This is a genomic window from Bifidobacterium moraviense (genome assembly GCF_012932365.1).
Lineage (GTDB): Bacteria > Actinomycetota > Actinomycetes > Actinomycetales > Bifidobacteriaceae > Bifidobacterium > Bifidobacterium moraviense.
The window spans coordinates 747,040-761,874 of sequence record NZ_JAAIIH010000001.1 but is presented as its reverse complement, the minus strand read 5'-3'; the positions used below and the strand labels follow the sequence as shown (position 1 = coordinate 761,874).

Annotated in this window: 11 protein-coding genes; 5 read left to right on the top strand and 6 right to left on the bottom strand. The window is 68.2% G+C overall.

Annotated features, from left to right (window positions below; translation table 11 throughout):
• Positions 1-259: 259 nt before the first annotated feature.
• Both G1C96_RS03320 and G1C96_RS03315 read right to left on the bottom strand, forming a co-directional pair.
• Entirely contained in the window at positions 260-619 is a 360-nt protein-coding gene (locus tag G1C96_RS03320) for a YccF domain-containing protein (RefSeq protein ID WP_169275187.1), read from the bottom strand.
• Positions 620-672: 53 nt separating this feature from the next.
• Positions 673-1,989, bottom strand: a complete 1,317-nt coding sequence (locus G1C96_RS03315; protein WP_169275186.1) for an MFS transporter — start codon at positions 1,987-1,989, stop codon at positions 673-675.
• Between the two features lie 101 nt (positions 1,990-2,090).
• Between G1C96_RS03315 and G1C96_RS03310 the strand changes: the two genes are divergently transcribed.
• Positions 2,091-3,644: a C69 family dipeptidase gene (locus tag G1C96_RS03310; RefSeq protein WP_169275185.1), complete on the top strand. Its 1,554-nt coding sequence runs from the start codon at positions 2,091-2,093 to the stop codon at positions 3,642-3,644.
• A 24-nt stretch (positions 3,645-3,668) separates the two neighbouring features.
• Here the strand turns inward: G1C96_RS03310 and G1C96_RS03305 are convergent, their stop codons facing one another.
• Together G1C96_RS03305 and G1C96_RS03300 are read right to left on the bottom strand one after the other, a co-directional pair.
• Positions 3,669-3,974: a YhbY family RNA-binding protein gene (locus tag G1C96_RS03305; protein ID WP_169275184.1), complete on the bottom strand. Its 306-nt coding sequence runs from the start codon at positions 3,972-3,974 to the stop codon at positions 3,669-3,671.
• Positions 3,975-4,487: 513 nt separating this feature from the next.
• Complete coding sequence (locus tag G1C96_RS03300) at positions 4,488-5,816, bottom strand: MFS transporter (RefSeq protein WP_169275183.1); 1,329 nt, start codon at positions 5,814-5,816, stop codon at positions 4,488-4,490.
• Between the two features lie 1,236 nt (positions 5,817-7,052).
• On the opposite strand from G1C96_RS03300, the gene G1C96_RS03295 reads away from it, so the two are divergent.
• Positions 7,053-9,419, top strand: coding sequence for an alpha-L-arabinofuranosidase C-terminal domain-containing protein (locus tag G1C96_RS03295; RefSeq protein ID WP_169275182.1), 2,367 nt, complete (start codon positions 7,053-7,055; stop codon positions 9,417-9,419).
• 108 nt (positions 9,420-9,527) lie between these two features.
• Here the strand turns inward: G1C96_RS03295 and G1C96_RS03290 are convergent, their stop codons facing one another.
• Positions 9,528-10,490, bottom strand: a complete 963-nt coding sequence (locus G1C96_RS03290) for a nucleoside hydrolase (protein ID WP_169275181.1) — start codon at positions 10,488-10,490, stop codon at positions 9,528-9,530.
• Between the two features lie 73 nt (positions 10,491-10,563).
• Positions 10,564-11,901: an ATP-binding protein gene (locus G1C96_RS03285; RefSeq protein ID WP_169275180.1), complete on the bottom strand. Its 1,338-nt coding sequence runs from the start codon at positions 11,899-11,901 to the stop codon at positions 10,564-10,566.
• A 498-nt stretch (positions 11,902-12,399) separates the two neighbouring features.
• On the opposite strand from G1C96_RS03285, the gene G1C96_RS03280 reads away from it, so the two are divergent.
• From G1C96_RS03280 to G1C96_RS03270, 3 genes are read left to right on the top strand one after another with little or no spacing between them, the layout of a single operon-like run.
• Complete coding sequence (locus G1C96_RS03280) at positions 12,400-13,155, top strand: RraA family protein (protein ID WP_205832003.1); 756 nt, start codon at positions 12,400-12,402, stop codon at positions 13,153-13,155.
• Between the two features lie 21 nt (positions 13,156-13,176).
• Positions 13,177-13,506, top strand: a complete 330-nt coding sequence (locus G1C96_RS03275) for a UxaA family hydrolase (protein WP_169275179.1) — start codon at positions 13,177-13,179, stop codon at positions 13,504-13,506.
• 11 nt (positions 13,507-13,517) lie between these two features.
• Positions 13,518-14,828 (top strand): UxaA family hydrolase, encoded by a 1,311-nt coding sequence (locus G1C96_RS03270; RefSeq protein ID WP_169275178.1) that lies wholly within the window; start codon positions 13,518-13,520, stop codon positions 14,826-14,828.
• Positions 14,829-14,835 lie beyond the last annotated feature (7 nt).

Sequence of the window (14,835 nt, the reverse complement as noted above, 5' to 3'; positions counted from 1 at the left end):
CCAGGCCGAGCAGGACCCGGCCGTCGAACGCGCTAGACTCGTTGACAAGCCGCGCGGTTTCCTTCACTTTTTCAATCACACACCGAATGAAACCGCACGGCCCTTACACACCAAAATCGGAAGAGCCCCGTGTGTCCGGCAGCGGGTGTTGTTCGCGGACACCAGCACGTCTTTATTCCCCTGACCTGACGGCAGCGGACCCGCCGCCCGGGACCGCTGGCGGAAGCGGGGATGCGGCTCGATTTCGACTGGCGTCCCGTCAGTACACGCGCGCCCCGAACGGGAACAGCGCGAGCTTGGCCATCTTGAACGACTGGATGCCGAACGGGATGCCGATGATCGTGACGCAGTTGACCAGCCCGGCGATCACGTAGCTCAGCGCCATCCACCATCCGGCCAGCAGCACCCACAGCACGTTGACCAGCGCGGAGCCCACCCCGCCGCCGTACGCCACGGTCTTGCCGAACGGCGTGAGCGTGAGCCCCGCCATCTTGAACGCCTGCACGCCCAGCGGGATGCCGATGATCGTGACGCACAGCACCAGCCCGACGAGCGCCCATTCGACGGCGATGATCAGCCCGCCCAGCACGATCCACAGAATGTTGCCTAAGGTTCTCATACCCACCAGCCTACCGGCAGGCCGACGGCCCGGCTACTGCTCTGCCGCCGCGGCTACTCCGCGCGCCGGTCCCGGATCACGCGCAGCGCCCGCGGCAGCATGACCGTGAAGCCGATCAGCCCCACCGCCCACAGCGGGTACAGGATGAGCGAGGCCACGCGCATCGCATGGTCGGTGTACAGGCTCGGATCGGTGGCGCCCTGCGCGTCCAGCAGCATGCCGATGCCCAGAAACACGATTGCGGAGGACAGGAACCCGCCGGTGTTCGCGAACCCGGTGGCGGACCCCAGATTCGCGGGATCGTTGGTGTCGCGCACGTAGTCCATCGCGATGTTGGAGGCCGGTCCGCCGCTGGTGAGCGAGACGAGCAGCAGCGCCATGAACCACATCGGATGCGGGCCGGGCGTGAGCAGCAGCACGGTCCACAGCAGCACCTGCGAGCCCACCGAGACGTACACCACCGCGGCGCGTCCGTGGAACGGGTGGATGCCGGCCAGTCGGCCCATCACCGGACCCCACAGCATGTTGACGAGCACGCCGGCGCCCAGCCACGCGCTCGCCTGGTCGCGCGACCAGCCCTCCACGGCGAGCAGCAGCGGCAGACCCCACAGCTGGTTCAGCATGTTGACGGGGAACCAGGTGACCGCGTGCACGAAGAACCCGCACAGCGTGCCTGGGGAGCGCAGTGCCTCCCGGAAGCCGCGCACGGCCCGCGCGATGCCGCCCTGGGGACGCTCGTGGTGGCGGGACGACTGCGCCGGATCGTCGCGCACCGTCATGAACACGGCCGCGGCCACGAACACGCCGGTGCCGGCGACGGCGAGGAACGCGGCCTCCCACCCGGCCAGCCCCAGCAACCACGCGAACGGGTACAGGGAGATCACCTGACCCAGGCCTCCGGTCACGGAGGTCAGCTGTGTCATGAGCGGCGCCTGACGCGCGGGGAACCACGCGGAGACGAGCCGGACCACGGAGATGAACACCAGTGCGTCGCCGAGCCCCACCACGCCGCGGCCCACCACCGCCACCGGAATGACCGGCGCGAGCGCCACCATCGTCTGCCCCGCGGCCATGAACACGCCGCCGGCGGAGATGAGCGCGCGGGCGCCGAAGCGGTCGAGCAGTACGCCCGCCGGCACCTGCATCACCGCGTACACGAACAGCTGCAGGTACAGCAGGCCGGAGAGCGCGGTGCTCGTGGTGTGGAAGTGGTTGGCGGCCTCGATGCCCGCGGCCGAGAGCGACGAGCGGCACACCACGGCGAACACGTAGCCGAGCAGGCCCATGCCCCACATGAAGTACGCCTGTGCGCCGCCGAGTCTGATCGCCCCGCCGGATTCGCTCCCGCCGCCACGTCGCGTCGTCATCATCTGGCAATCCTTCCGCCGTCGCTTCGCTCTTGGTGCAATGATAGGGCCGCCGGCGGAGACGACGCGGGAAACGTTCAGCGATGCTCCTACAGTGTGGAGACATGTCATGTACCACCATTCTCATCGGCAAGGCCGCCAGCTACGACGGCTCCACCATCGTGGCCCGCAACGACGATTCGGGTCACGGCAAGTACGATCCGAAGCGCTTCGTGGCGGTCCGCCCGGAGGACCAGCCACGCCGCTACGTGAGCGAGATCAGCCACGCGGTCAAGGACCTGCCCGACGACCCGTGCCTGTACTCGATCGTGCCGAACGCGCTGCCCGGCCGCGGCATCCTCGCGGAGGCGGGCGCCAGCGTGCGCAACGTGGCGATGAGCGCCACCGAGACGATCGCGGTCAACGAGCGCGTGCTCGCCGCCGACCCGATGGTCGCGCTCGTGCCGGCCGTGGGCGAGCCCGGCGAGGAGGGGTACCGTCCCGAGCAGCCCGGCGGCATCGGCGAGGAGGACTTCATCACGCTCGTGCTGCCGTACGTGCACACCGCGCGCGAGGGCGTGGAGCGTCTGGGCGCGCTGCTGGAACGCTACGGCACCTACGAGGCGAACGGCATCGCGATCAGCGACGTGGACGAGATCTGGTACGTCGAGACGATCGGCGGCCACCATTGGATCGCGCGCCGTGTACCGGACGACTGCTACGCCGCCATCCCCAACCAGCTGGGTCTGGACGACTTCGACCTGGAGGACGCGCTCGGCGACCAGAAGGAGCACATGTGCAGCGCGGACATGCGCGAGTTCATCGAGACCAACCATCTGGACGTCTCGATGGACGCCGATCCGCGCCATCTCAGCCATCTCAACCCGCGCGCGCTGTTCGGCACCCGCACGGACAAGGACCACATCTACAACACGCCGCGCGCATGGTACATGCAGCGCTACCTCAACCCGAGCGACGACTGGGACTCCCCGAACGCCCGCTACACGCCCATCTCCGACGACATCCCGTGGTGCCGCCGCCCGGAGAACAAGGTGAGCATCGAGGACGTGGACTTCCTCATGAGCTCGCACTTCGAGGGCACGCCGTACGACCCGTACGGCACCCGTGGCACCGAGGAGACGCGCCGCCGCTACCGTCCGATCGGCATCAACCGCAACGGCCAGCTCGTGGCGCTGCAGATCCGCCCGTACGCGCCGGAGGGCAACCGTTCGGTGATGTGGATCTCCTACGGGTCCAACCCGTTCACGTCGCTCGCGCCGTTCTACGCCAACGTGACGTCCACGCCGGACTACCTTGCCAACACCACCGGCGAGGTGACCACCGACTCGTTCTACTGGACCAACCGCATCATCGCGGCGCTCGCGGATCCGCACTACCAGGCCAACCGCAACGACATCGAGCACTACCGCGAGGACGTGCTCTCGTTCGGGCACCGTCTGGTGGCCGCCACCGACGCCGCCGTGGACTCAGCGCGCGCCGACGCCTCGGTGAACAACATCACGCGCAGCGAGGAGCCGTACGTGGTGTCCAACGATCTGGCGGACGCGAACCAGGCGATGGCCGACTACCTGCGCGCGAGGACGCAGCAGCTGCTGGGCAGCGTGCTGTACACGTCGAGCAACCTGATGCGCAACGCGTTCAGCATGTCCGACCGGTAAGGGCCGGTCGGACGGACGGCTCCGCTACTCGCGCACGAGACTGATGTGCTTGACGTCGTCGCGCGTGGAGCGGCGGTAGAGCACGAAGCGGTTGCCGATGGCCTGCACGAATTCGGCGTGCAGCGCCTCGGCCAGCTGCTCGCCGGCCTCCTTGGCGGTGTAGCCGGAGCCGTCCTGCACCTGGCACTTGACGAGCTCGTGCTTCTCGATGGTCTCGTCGGCCTGCCTGACCACGGCGTCGGTCAGATCGTTCTTGCCGATGTACACGAGCGGGTTGAGCGTGTTGGCCATGGCACGCAGCTGCTTGGTCTGTTTCTTGGTGAGCGTCATGCGCCCCAGCATAGCGAAGGCCCCGGTCGACCATGGTGACGCTCGTTCGTCGCAACGTTGTTACGAAAGACCATCGTGGGTGGTGGTGATGTGTTCCATGGTGGTCGATCGTCGCAACGTTGCGGTGGAAGGCCACCGGGATGTGTCGATGGCCATGCTTCGATGGTCGATCGCCGCAACGTTGCGGTGGGAGGCCATCGTGGGCAACGGTGCCGTGCCCTTCGATGGTCGATCGTCGCAATGTTGCGATGGAAGACCGTCGGGGATGTGCCGATGGCCATGCTTCGGTGGTCGATCGTCGCAACGTTGTTACGAAAGACCCCGACCTTCCGGCGGGGATGCCGGACGATCGGGGGGGGCGGATACGTGCGTCGGGCGGAACCGGATGCATCAGGCGTCGATTGGGTCGGACGTCGATCGGGTCAACCGTGATCAGGTCCGACGTAGAGACGTAGTCAGACCCGACATAGAGACATAGTCACGCCAGACGTAGCCGGATCGCCCGGCGCCGGATCACTTGGTGTAGTCGAGGTTGCTGCCGTCCTTGGCGGTGAGCAGCGCGACCACGGAGAGCACGGCCATCACGGCCATGTACCAGCCGACGGCGGTCACGGAGTAGTTCTGCGCGAGGTACGTGGCGATGGACGGGGCGAACGCGGCGCCCACGATCGCGGCGAGGTTGTAGCTCAGGCCGGCGCCGGTGTAGCGCACGTTCATCGGGAACAGCTCGGGCAGGAACGCGCCCACTGGTCCGAACAGGCCGCCCATGAGCAGGAAGCCGCCGCACAGGAAGAACATCACGCCGGGCACGTTGTTGGCCGTGAGCATGGACGTGGCGAACAGGGAGAAGACGAGCGTGGCCACGGTGAACGCCATGAGGACCTTCTTGCGGCCGAAGCGGTCGGACCACAGGCAGCCGAGGACGATGAACCCGGCGAAGAAGAGGATGGCCACGAGCTCCATCACCAGCCACTCGGAGTTGGAGTACTTCAGCGTCTTGACGCCGTAGGAGAGCGACCAGGTGCCGAGCAGCCAGAACAGCGTGTAGGTGACACCCATCGCGAACGTGCCCTGCAGCACCTGACGCCAGTAGGGCAGCAGGTCGCGCACCGGGGACTTGGAGGTGCGGTTCTCGGCCTCGGCGAGACGGTAGACCGGGGTCTCCTGCATCTTGGAGCGTACGTACAGGCCCACGGCCACGAGCACGGCGGACAGCAGGAACGGGATGCGCCAGCCGTAGGCGAGCATCTGGTCCTTGGTCAGGACGTTCTGCAGGATGAGGTTCAGACCGTAGCAGCAGAAGAAGCCGGCCGGGGCGCCGAGGTTCGGGAAGGAGCCGTACAGCGCGCGCTTGTTCGCGGGCGCGTTCTCCGTGGCCACGAGCGCGGCGCCGGACCATTCGCCGGCCAGGCCGATGCCCTGGCACACGCGGCACAGGCACAGCAGCACCACGCTCCACACGCCGATCTGCGCGTAGCCGGGCAGGCATCCCACCAGGAACGTGGAGCAGCCCATGAGCATCAGAGCGGTCACGAGCGTGCGCTTGCGGCCCCACTTGTCGCCGAAGTGGCCGAAGAGCAGCGAGCCGAACGGGCGGGAGAGGAACGCGATGGCGAAGGTGAGCATGGTGCTCATCAGGGCGATGAACGGGGTCTGCTCGGGGAAGAACACGGTGGGGAAGTAGCTCGCCGCGGCCACGCCGTAGCAGTAGAAGTCGTAGAACTCGATGCCGGTGCCGACCATCGAGGCGGCCATGATCTCCGGCACGGAGTCTCGCTTCATCTGGTTGAGCCGGGTCGCGTCCATGGTCAGGGCGTCCTGGCGGGAAACCGCTGCAGTCATGATGGATATCTCCTCTTGTCTGCTGTTGTTCAGCTTGCTGTTGCTGCGGAATCCGCCATCGGGGACGAAGTGGGATCGTGCCGTGCCGTGTCGCTGCTGCCGCGCCTTGTGGGCCGCCTCGTGGGCTAGTGGTTGTCGCATCGAAGTTCGATCAGGCTCGTGGCCTTGAAGTTCGGGCACCTTGAGTTTCCGGCTCCGCCTCCAGTGGCGGAAACCGAACCGATCGTGAATGCGTGAGGGACCGGATCATTCCGCCATCGAAGGCTTGGTAATAATTCGAATGATCGCGGTAATGATGCGCGTCGCCTTCATCATGGCGGAACCCCCTTTCCTCACGTTCGTATGTGCGTTGACGGCTACAGGGATACGCGCGGGGCGTCGGCGCGGGGTCGCGGCGTCCACGATGCGGACATGATGGTGCCGTAGTGTCTCGCAGGTCACATTTGCGCTCCCGATGGTCGTTCGTCGCAACGTTGCCATGGGCGACCACCGTGGGTGGCGGTGTCATGTCCCGTGATGGTCGTTTGTCGCAACGTTGTTACGAAAGACCATCGTGGGTGGTGGTGATGTGTTCCATGGTGGTCGTTCGTCGCAATGTTGCCATGGGCGACCACCGGGATGCGCCGATGGCCATGCTCGGTGGTCGTTCGTCGCAACGTTGCGGTGGGAGACCATCGTGGGTGGCGGTGTCATGTCCCGTGATGGTCGTTTGTCGCAACGTTGTTACGAAAGACCATCGTGGGTGGTGGTGATGTGTTCCATGGTGGTCGTTCGTCGCAACGTTGCGATGAGAGGCCATTGTGGACGATGATGTCGCTCTCTTCGATGGTCAGTGGTCGCAACGTTGCGGTGGGAGACCATCGTAGGCGGCGGTGTCATGCCCCGTGATGGTCGTTTGTCGCAACGTTGTTACGAAAGACCATCGTGGGTGGTGGTGATGTGTTCCATGGTGGTCGTTCGTCGCAACGTTGCGATGAGAGGCCATTGTGGACGATGATGTCGCTCTCTTCGGTGGTCGTTCGTCGCGACGTTGCGGTGGGAGACCATCGTGGGTGGTGGTGATGTGTTCCATGGTGGTCGTTCGTCGCAACGTTGCGATGAGAGACCATTGTGGGCGGTGATGTCGTGTCTTTCAGTGGTCAGTCGTCGCAACGTTGCGACGGGTGGCGCATGACGGGACCGCGCCGCGCGCCGCGGCGTCTGGCGCGACGCACGCGATTGGGGGATGATGGTGCCATGGCTACGATCTCGATTGGCGCGGCGCGGCACGCCGTGGGCGACCGGCTCTACGGCGTCTTCCTGGAGGACATCAACTACGCGGTGGACGGCGGCCTCAACGCCAACATGGTGAACAACTACAGCTTCGACGGCGTGTACCTGCGGCATCGCAGTCTGCACGTGCACGGGCGCAACCGCTGGCGCTGCGAGTCCGACCCGCTGCGTTTCTGGCGGTTCGTGGGGCTCAAGGCGGACGGCTGCGGGTCGCGCATCCAGGGGGAGCGCGGCCAATGGATCGCGACTCCCCGCCAGTGTCCGGCGCCGCCGCTCAACGCCAACAGCCGGTACGTGCGCGTGGCGAAGCTCTCGAACGGCAACAAGTCGTACATCGAGAACCTGGGGTACAACGGCGGCGGCGACCAGTCGGAGCGCTGCGCGATGGCGATCGAGGAGGGCGAGCGGTACGAGTTCGAGGCGTGGGTGCGTCCGGTGAGCGGGCGCGGGCGTCTGGGCGTGCGCGTGATTGACGAGGACTGCGTGGCGCTGGTGGACGCGGAGGTGATCGACCTGCCGGCGCCGGGGGAGCGCGTGGCGCCGGATGCGACCGGCGGATCCGCGACGTCCGGCGTCGTGGAGGCGGGGCATGACGGCTGGCTGCGCGTCCGCTGCACGCTCGAAGGCACGATCACGCGCTACGGCAAGCTGCGCATCGACGTGCTCGACGGCGCGCGCTCAGTCGTCGTGGGTGCCGCCGCGGACAGTGCCGCCGCCGCGGGCACGAACGTCGGCGCCGCCGCCGCGCCCGAGCCGCCCGTCATCGACCTCGACTGCGTGAGCCTCATGCGCGCCGACCACTGGGGCGCCGGTGACCCCAAGTGGCGCCACGGCAAGCTGCGCCGCGACCTCGTGGAGACGATCGCCGCGCTGCGCCCCGCGTTCGTGCGCTTCCCCGGCGGATGCATCACCGAAGGCGTCACGCCGGGCAACGAATACCGGTGGAAGGACACCGTGGGCGCGCTCGCCGCCCGCCGCCAGAAGCCGAACATGTGGGCGTACAAGACGCCGGACGGCTCCAGCTACTCGCAGAGCTACCAGATCGGCTTCTACGAGTACTTCTGCCTGTGCGAGGATCTGGGCGCCCGACCGCTGCCCACCCTGTTCGCGGGCATCAGCTGCCAGTCGCCGTACCGCGACCCGCAGCACATGCCCATCGAGTCGGCGGCATTCCGCGCGGTGATCGACGACTATCTGGACCTCATCGACTTCGCCAACGGCGACCCGGCCGAGGGCGGCTGGGCGGCGGTGCGCGCGGCGATGGGGCATCCCGCGCCGTTCGGACTGGACATGATCGGCGTGGGCAACGAGAACTTCGGCGCCGACTACATGGCCAAGTTCGACGCGATCAGCTCCGCCATCCACGAGCGGCACCCGTCCATGCTGTGCGTGATGAGCGCCGGACTGTTCCCGTTCTCCCTGCCGATGCGCCCCGCGTGGAACCATGCGCGCACGATAGCCGCGGGCAGCGTGCCCGGCGCCACCGGCGAGCTGCTGGCCGCGCGCGGCGGCGCCACGGGCGACGCGGTGGTGGTGGACGAGCACTCGTACCACTCGCCCGAATGGTTCGTCTCGCAGGCCGCCCGGTTCGACGACTACCCGCGCTGCGGGGCCGGCGTGTACTTCGGCGAATACTCGGCCAACGGCTTCTTCGCCGCGCAGCCGCAGACGCTCGCCCGCGCCAACCAGTGGCGTTCCGCGCTCGCGGAGGCCGCGTTCCTCACCGGGTGCGAACGCAACTCGGACGTGGCGCGCATGACGTCGTACGCGCCGCTGCTCGCGCTCGCGGGCGGACGGCAGTGGAACCACAACCTCATCGAGTTCAGTCCGGCGCGCGTCTCACCCACCGTCAACTACGAGGCCGAGCGGCTGTTCAGCGCGCACGTGGGCGCCGTGGCGTACGCGGTGGAGGGCGGCGACGAGGACGATGCGGACACCCTGTTCGTCAGTGCCACCGGCGAGGACGAGGGATCCGGAGGTACGCCGGCGGGCGTCCGGGCACACGTTCGCGTGCGCGGCCATGCGGGAGCCCATGCCGCCGCGTCGTTCCGCCGGTTCATCAAGATGGTGAACACGGGTCCGGACGCCGTGCCGCTCACGCTCGCCGTGGCGATGGACGCCTCGCCGGACGTGCGCCGCGTGCGTCTGACGGTCCGCACGCTCATGGGCGCCCCGCAGGCCAGGAACACGCTGGAGTTCGAGGGGGAGCCCGCGCGGGGCGTCACCTCGCGCGTCAATGCGTCCCACCTGCCGGTGGACGAGGGGCGCCCGCTGCGGTTCGCGCTGAGCGTCAAGCCGTATTCGGTGACGCTCGTCACGCTGGAGGAATAGCCGTAGGCGTGGGGTGGCCGCCCGATCGCGTGATGGAACGGCCACCCGCCGCCGCGATCAGGCGGACGCGGCGATCAGGCGGACGCGGCGATCAGGCGGACGCGGCGATCAGGCGGACGCCAGCGCGGTGAGACGTTCCATGAGCAGGCCCAGGAAGCGCTCGCGGTCCACGTCCACGGCCACCTTGGTGGTACCCGCCGGCTCGTTGATGCGCTTCGGGTCTCCGATGGTGCGTCCGCGGAACGCGCCCTCCAGATCCACCTGCAGGTTCAGGTCGATGGTGCTCACCAGCGTCGGGTCGATGGCGGTGGCGGCGGCCAGCGGGTCGTGCAGGCCGCATCCGCCCAGCTGCGGCGCGTTGACCGCGTAGGCGTTGATGTAGTAGTCGGTCATGTCCGCCAGGAACTCGCCGCGCGGCGTGCCGAGCGCGCGCCACTTGGCGGTCTCGGCGTGCGTGAGCAGCGTGCGGTGCGTCACGTCCAGGCCGATCATCGTGATGGGCGCGTGCGTGTGGAACAGCGCGTTCGCGGCCTCCGGATCCTGGTCGATGTTCGCCTCGGCGCACGGGCTCACGTTGCCCGGCTGGGTGAGCGCGCCGCCCATGAGCGTGATGTGCCCGATCTCGTCCGCCACGGTCGGATCCTTGGCGATGGCGGCGGCGATGTTGGTGAGCGGGCCGGTGGGCACGTAGACCAGATCCTCGCCGTAGCGGTGCACGGCGTCGATGATGAAGTCGACCGCCGGCGTGGTCTCCGCCTTGCGTGCGGAATCGGGGATGACCACCTCGCCGATGCCGTTGCGGCCGTGGATGAACTCGGTCACCTTGGACACCGCGAAGTCGGACTTGGCGCTGGCGTGGTCGAGGCCGGGGAAGACCGGCACCTCGGGGTGGCCGAACAGGTCGAGCAGCGCCAGATCGTTGCGCATGCCGGTCTCGAGGCGGACGTTGCCGTAGGTGGCGGTGATGCCGATGAGCTCCACCTCGGGGCTGGCGAGCGTGTAGGCGAGGGCCAGGGTGTCGTCGATGCCGGTGTCCAGGTCGAGGATCATCTTGCGTGCGGGTGCGGCCATGATTGGGCTCCTTCACATGTGCATGGGGTGGGGCGCGCCGCGATGCCGATGCCGGATCGTCGCGCCGCCGTCGTTACGACCTCATGCTAGCCGCGGACCCGGCTGCCGCCACGTACTGCGTGGCGCGCGAGCTGCCCAGACGCAGCACCTGCCCGGATTCCACCAGATGGTTGAGCGCGTAGTTCATCTGGTTCTTCGTGAGGTTGAGCGGCTCCTGGATCTCCACGCGGCGCAGCGGGATGCCGCGCCGGATGAGGTAGGCGAGCGTGGTGGTCTCCACTTCGCTGCGGTCCAGGCGCGCGTACACGGGCGCGGGCAGATCCTCCGGCACCACGGCGGCGCCGGGCGACGTCGGGACAGCGGGCAGGTCGCGCGTGGGCACGTCTCGCGTCGGCGCGGCGGGCATGGCGGGTGCTGCGGGCGCGACCGGCGCGGCGGTCAGCGGCGTGGCCTTGAGCGGCGTGATCGCGTTGAGCGCCTCGCCGGTGGGGAAGCGGTAGATCTTGGCGCCGGTGCGCGGCCTGCCCGTGCCGCTCCCCGCGCCGCGTCCGGATTCCGCGCCGGCGGCCGCATCGGACTCGGCGTCGCGGACGCCCACCAGTCCGGAGACCACCGGAAGGATCACCGCCACGGACGACGGCGCCACGCGCAGCTGCGGGCTGATGTGCTGGTCGCGGTATTCGCGCATGATCGTGCGGATGCCGGAGCCGTAGCCTCGCGCGATGCCCAGCTCGGCGAACGCGCCCGCCAGCGCGTCGTTGCGCGGCTGGCAGATGCCGTTGAGCAGGTCGTTGATCTGCAGGTCGCCCACGAGCCCGCCCAGCGAGATCACGTCGATGTGTCTGGGGTAGACGTTGACGATGACGGGGCCGGTGTATCCGTAGTCGCGGTGGATGATCGCGTTGAGCAGCGCCTCGCGCACCGCGCGCGCCGGGTACGAGGGCCGGCCGGCGGTGAGCAGCCCGGTGGCCGGGGCGCTGATGATGGGCGCGAGGTATGCGAGCGTCTGGTCGAGCTGGGCGATGACGGATCCGCTGAACGTGCGGGCGTCCAGCACCTCGGTCTCGTCCTCGTCGGCGAAGCGCATCACCTTGACGGCGTAGGGGTTCTGGTCGCTCAGGAGGAGCGTGGCGCGCGCGTCGCCGGGGCGTCCGGGGTCCCATGCGATCCCGGCGGTGGCGTAGGCCGCCTCGGCCGCGCGGAAGGTGAGCTTGGAGTCGGTGGACTTGGGGTCGGCATCTGATGCCGGACCGGCGGGATGGGGATCGGCGGGTTCGGAGGCGCCGGTCGGGAGGCCGGCACTGCCGGGCATGGAACCGGCATGGACGTGGCCGGACGCCGTCGCCCCCTCGGCGGCGCCCGGTGTGGCTCCCTGCTGAGCCTCGTCGATCGGTTCGGTGCCTTTCCCCATGCGTCTCAGCTTATCGTTGCGCTGAGACAGCGCTGATTCAGCGCTGAATGCGCGGAATGGACTCCTGGGCCGATCGGCTGGGACGGCCGGATGACTGCCGCGGGCTGGCGGCGCCGATCCGCGACGCCTGCGCATCCGCGCGATTCGTATTTCCGAGTTCTGCATGCCGAAACGGGGAGGTGGCGGATAGCGTTCGTTGCGGTTTCGCCGTTTTTCAACGGTCTGTATCCGGCGAATCGCGGATTCGGCATGCAGAACTCGGAAATGCCGTTCGGGTGGTGCGGCGGTCGGCGCGAATCTGGCGTGAAGGACGTCCGGAGGTGGCCGGAGACCCGTGCGAGAAAAATTGGGACATCGTTGTACGGCGCGTTGCGTTGCCGATTCGTCCGATCCGGACCACAATGGGATACCGTCCGCGCAACGCAGCGCGGCGCTCCGTTCCGCGGCCCGCCCAGCGAGGGGCGACCGGTCGCGCAGATCCGAAGGAAGGTGCTCCGAATGAGCGACGAGGCGACCGATTCCCCCGTGAACGTTCCCGCGCAAGAAGTTCCTGCACAGGACGTTCCCGCGCAGACCCCCACGAACGCCCCCGTGTGCTGGTCCACCCAATCCGAGATGTTCGCCCTGATGCGCGAGCGTCTCTACACGCCCGTGGTGGGCGACATCCTGGACCAGATGGGCTACACCCACCAGTTCCTGCCGCCGGACATCCACCCGCTGGACCCGCACATGAAGCTCGCCGGCAAGGCGATGACCGTGCTCATGATCGACGTGTACGGCCCGCAGAAGAAGCCGTTCGGTCTGCTCACCGAGGCGCTCGACCAGCTGCAGCGGGACGAGATCTACCTGGCCACCGGCGGCACGCAGCGCTGCGCCTACTGGGGCGAGCTGCTCACCGCCACGGCGCGTGTGCGCGGCGCGACCGGCGCGGTGCTCAACGGCTGGCATCGCGACACCCCGCAGGTGCTGGACCAGCACTGGCCCGTGTTCTCGTGGGGCTGCTACGCGCAGGACTCCTCGGTGCGCACGCAGGTGGTGGACTTCCGCTGCCCGATCGAGATCGGCCAGGCCGTGATCCGCGACGGCGATCTGCTGTTCGGCGACGTGGACGGCGTGCTCGTCATCCCCTCCGAGGTGGCGGACGAGGTGATCGCGAAGTCGTTCGAGAAGGCGGCGGGCGAGAAGGTGGTGCGCAAGGCCATCGAGGCCGGCATGAGCGCCACGGACGCGTTCGCCAAGTTCGGCATCCTGTGAGCGGCGTGAGGTGAGGCGGCCATGCAGACGGCATACGTGATCGAACCGCAGGACAACGTGGCCACCGCGCTGGACGATCTGGAGCCCGGCGAGGTGACGCTGCTGGGACAGACCGGCGGCGCGCGCGGCATCGTGGCGACGGGCGAGGTGCGGCGCGGGCACAAGCTGGCGCTGCGTCCCATCCGCGAAGGCGAGGACGTGGTGAAGTACGCGATCCGCATCGGGCGGGCCATGCGCGACATCGCACCCGGCGAATGGGTGCATCTGCACAACATCCATAGCGTGTACGACGAGCGTTCCAGTCATCTGGACGCGGTGACCGGCGCGCCCATGGACACGAAGTACGAGTGAGGGGAGCGGCAATGAGCGACGACGACGTGAAGGACATCCGCAACGTGAGCGACGGCAACGTGGACGACGGCACCGAGGCACGGGAGCGTGGCCTCACGGAGGGGCCGACCGAGGTCACGTGGCGCGGCTTCGTGCGCCGAAACGGCACGATGGGCATCCGCAACAAGATCCTGGTGATGTACACGGTGGAGTGCGCGCACTTCGTGGCGAGCCGCATCGTGGAGCAGGCGCACGACGACGACTGCGAGGTGATCGGCTTCACCGGCTGCACGGACAACGACTACGCCGTGCATCTGATGATCTCCATGATCCGCCATCCCAACGTGGGCGCGGTGCTGGCGGTGGGGCTCGGGTGCGAGTACACGCAGCCGGAGTGGCTGTCCGACATCGCGAAGGAGGAGGGCAAGCTCACCGACTGGATGTTCATCCAGCAGCAGGGCGGCACCGCGGCCAGCGTGGCGCGCGGGGTGGAGACCGTGCGGCGGTTCCGCGAGCGGCTCGACGCGGAGACGCCCACCGCGCCGATGGGCCTGAAGGACCTGATCATCGGCGGCGAATGCGGCGGCTCCGACTTCACGAGCGGCCTCGCCGGCAACGTGGTGGTGGGGCGCTTCTACGACTGGCTGGGCGACGCGGGCGGCGCGGCGATCTTCGAGGAGATCGTGGAGGCGATCGGCCTGAAGGACCAGCTGGTGGCGCGCGCCGCGAACCCCACGGCCGCGGAGGAGCTGGCCGTCACGTACGACAAGGCGCTGCGGTACTGCGAGTCCGTGCGCCAGTATTCGGTGTCGCCCGGCAACTTCGCCGGAGGCCTGTCCACCATCGAGGAGAAGTCGATGGGCGCCGTGGCCAAGTCCGGGCACCGGCCCATCCAGGGCGTGCTCAAGGTGGGGCAGCGTCCGCCGCGCTCCGGCCTGTGGATGCTGGACTCCACGCCGGACCCGCACTTCATGCAGTTCGGCATCACGAACCCCAACGACACCGAGGGCCTGATGGACCTCATCTCCTGCGGCGCGCAGATCGTGTTCCTCGTCACCGGGCGCGGCTCGGTGGTCGGCTCGGCCGTGTCGCCCACTATCAAGGTGACCGGCAACGCCGTCACGTACCGCAACCTCGAGCCGGACATGGACTTCGACGCGAGTCCCATCCTGGCGGGCACGGAGACGCTCGACCGCAACGCCGCGAAGCTGCAGGACCTCGTGGTGCGCGTGGCCGCGGGGGAGAAGACCAAGTCCGAGGCGCTGGGGCACAAGGAGTACATCATCCCGTACAAGTACCAGGATCCGCACCGCGTGATCCCGCGCTGCATGCTCGCCGGCTGAACGTCGG

Coding starts and splice junctions, on each gene's coding strand:
- G1C96_RS03320 (WP_169275187.1), bottom strand. CDS start 619: ATGAGAACCTTAGGCAACATTCTGTGGATCGTGCTGGGCGGGCTGATC.
- G1C96_RS03315 (WP_169275186.1), bottom strand. CDS start 1,989: ATGATGACGACGCGACGTGGCGGCGGGAGCGAATCCGGCGGGGCGATC.
- G1C96_RS03310 (WP_169275185.1), top strand. CDS start 2,091: ATGTCATGTACCACCATTCTCATCGGCAAGGCCGCCAGCTACGACGGC.
- G1C96_RS03305 (WP_169275184.1), bottom strand. CDS start 3,974: ATGACGCTCACCAAGAAACAGACCAAGCAGCTGCGTGCCATGGCCAAC.
- G1C96_RS03300 (WP_169275183.1), bottom strand. CDS start 5,816: ATGACTGCAGCGGTTTCCCGCCAGGACGCCCTGACCATGGACGCGACC.
- G1C96_RS03295 (WP_169275182.1), top strand. CDS start 7,053: ATGGCTACGATCTCGATTGGCGCGGCGCGGCACGCCGTGGGCGACCGG.
- G1C96_RS03290 (WP_169275181.1), bottom strand. CDS start 10,490: ATGGCCGCACCCGCACGCAAGATGATCCTCGACCTGGACACCGGCATC.
- G1C96_RS03285 (WP_169275180.1), bottom strand. CDS start 11,901: ATGGGGAAAGGCACCGAACCGATCGACGAGGCTCAGCAGGGAGCCACA.
- G1C96_RS03280 (WP_205832003.1), top strand. CDS start 12,400: ATGAGCGACGAGGCGACCGATTCCCCCGTGAACGTTCCCGCGCAAGAA.
- G1C96_RS03275 (WP_169275179.1), top strand. CDS start 13,177: ATGCAGACGGCATACGTGATCGAACCGCAGGACAACGTGGCCACCGCG.
- G1C96_RS03270 (WP_169275178.1), top strand. CDS start 13,518: ATGAGCGACGACGACGTGAAGGACATCCGCAACGTGAGCGACGGCAAC.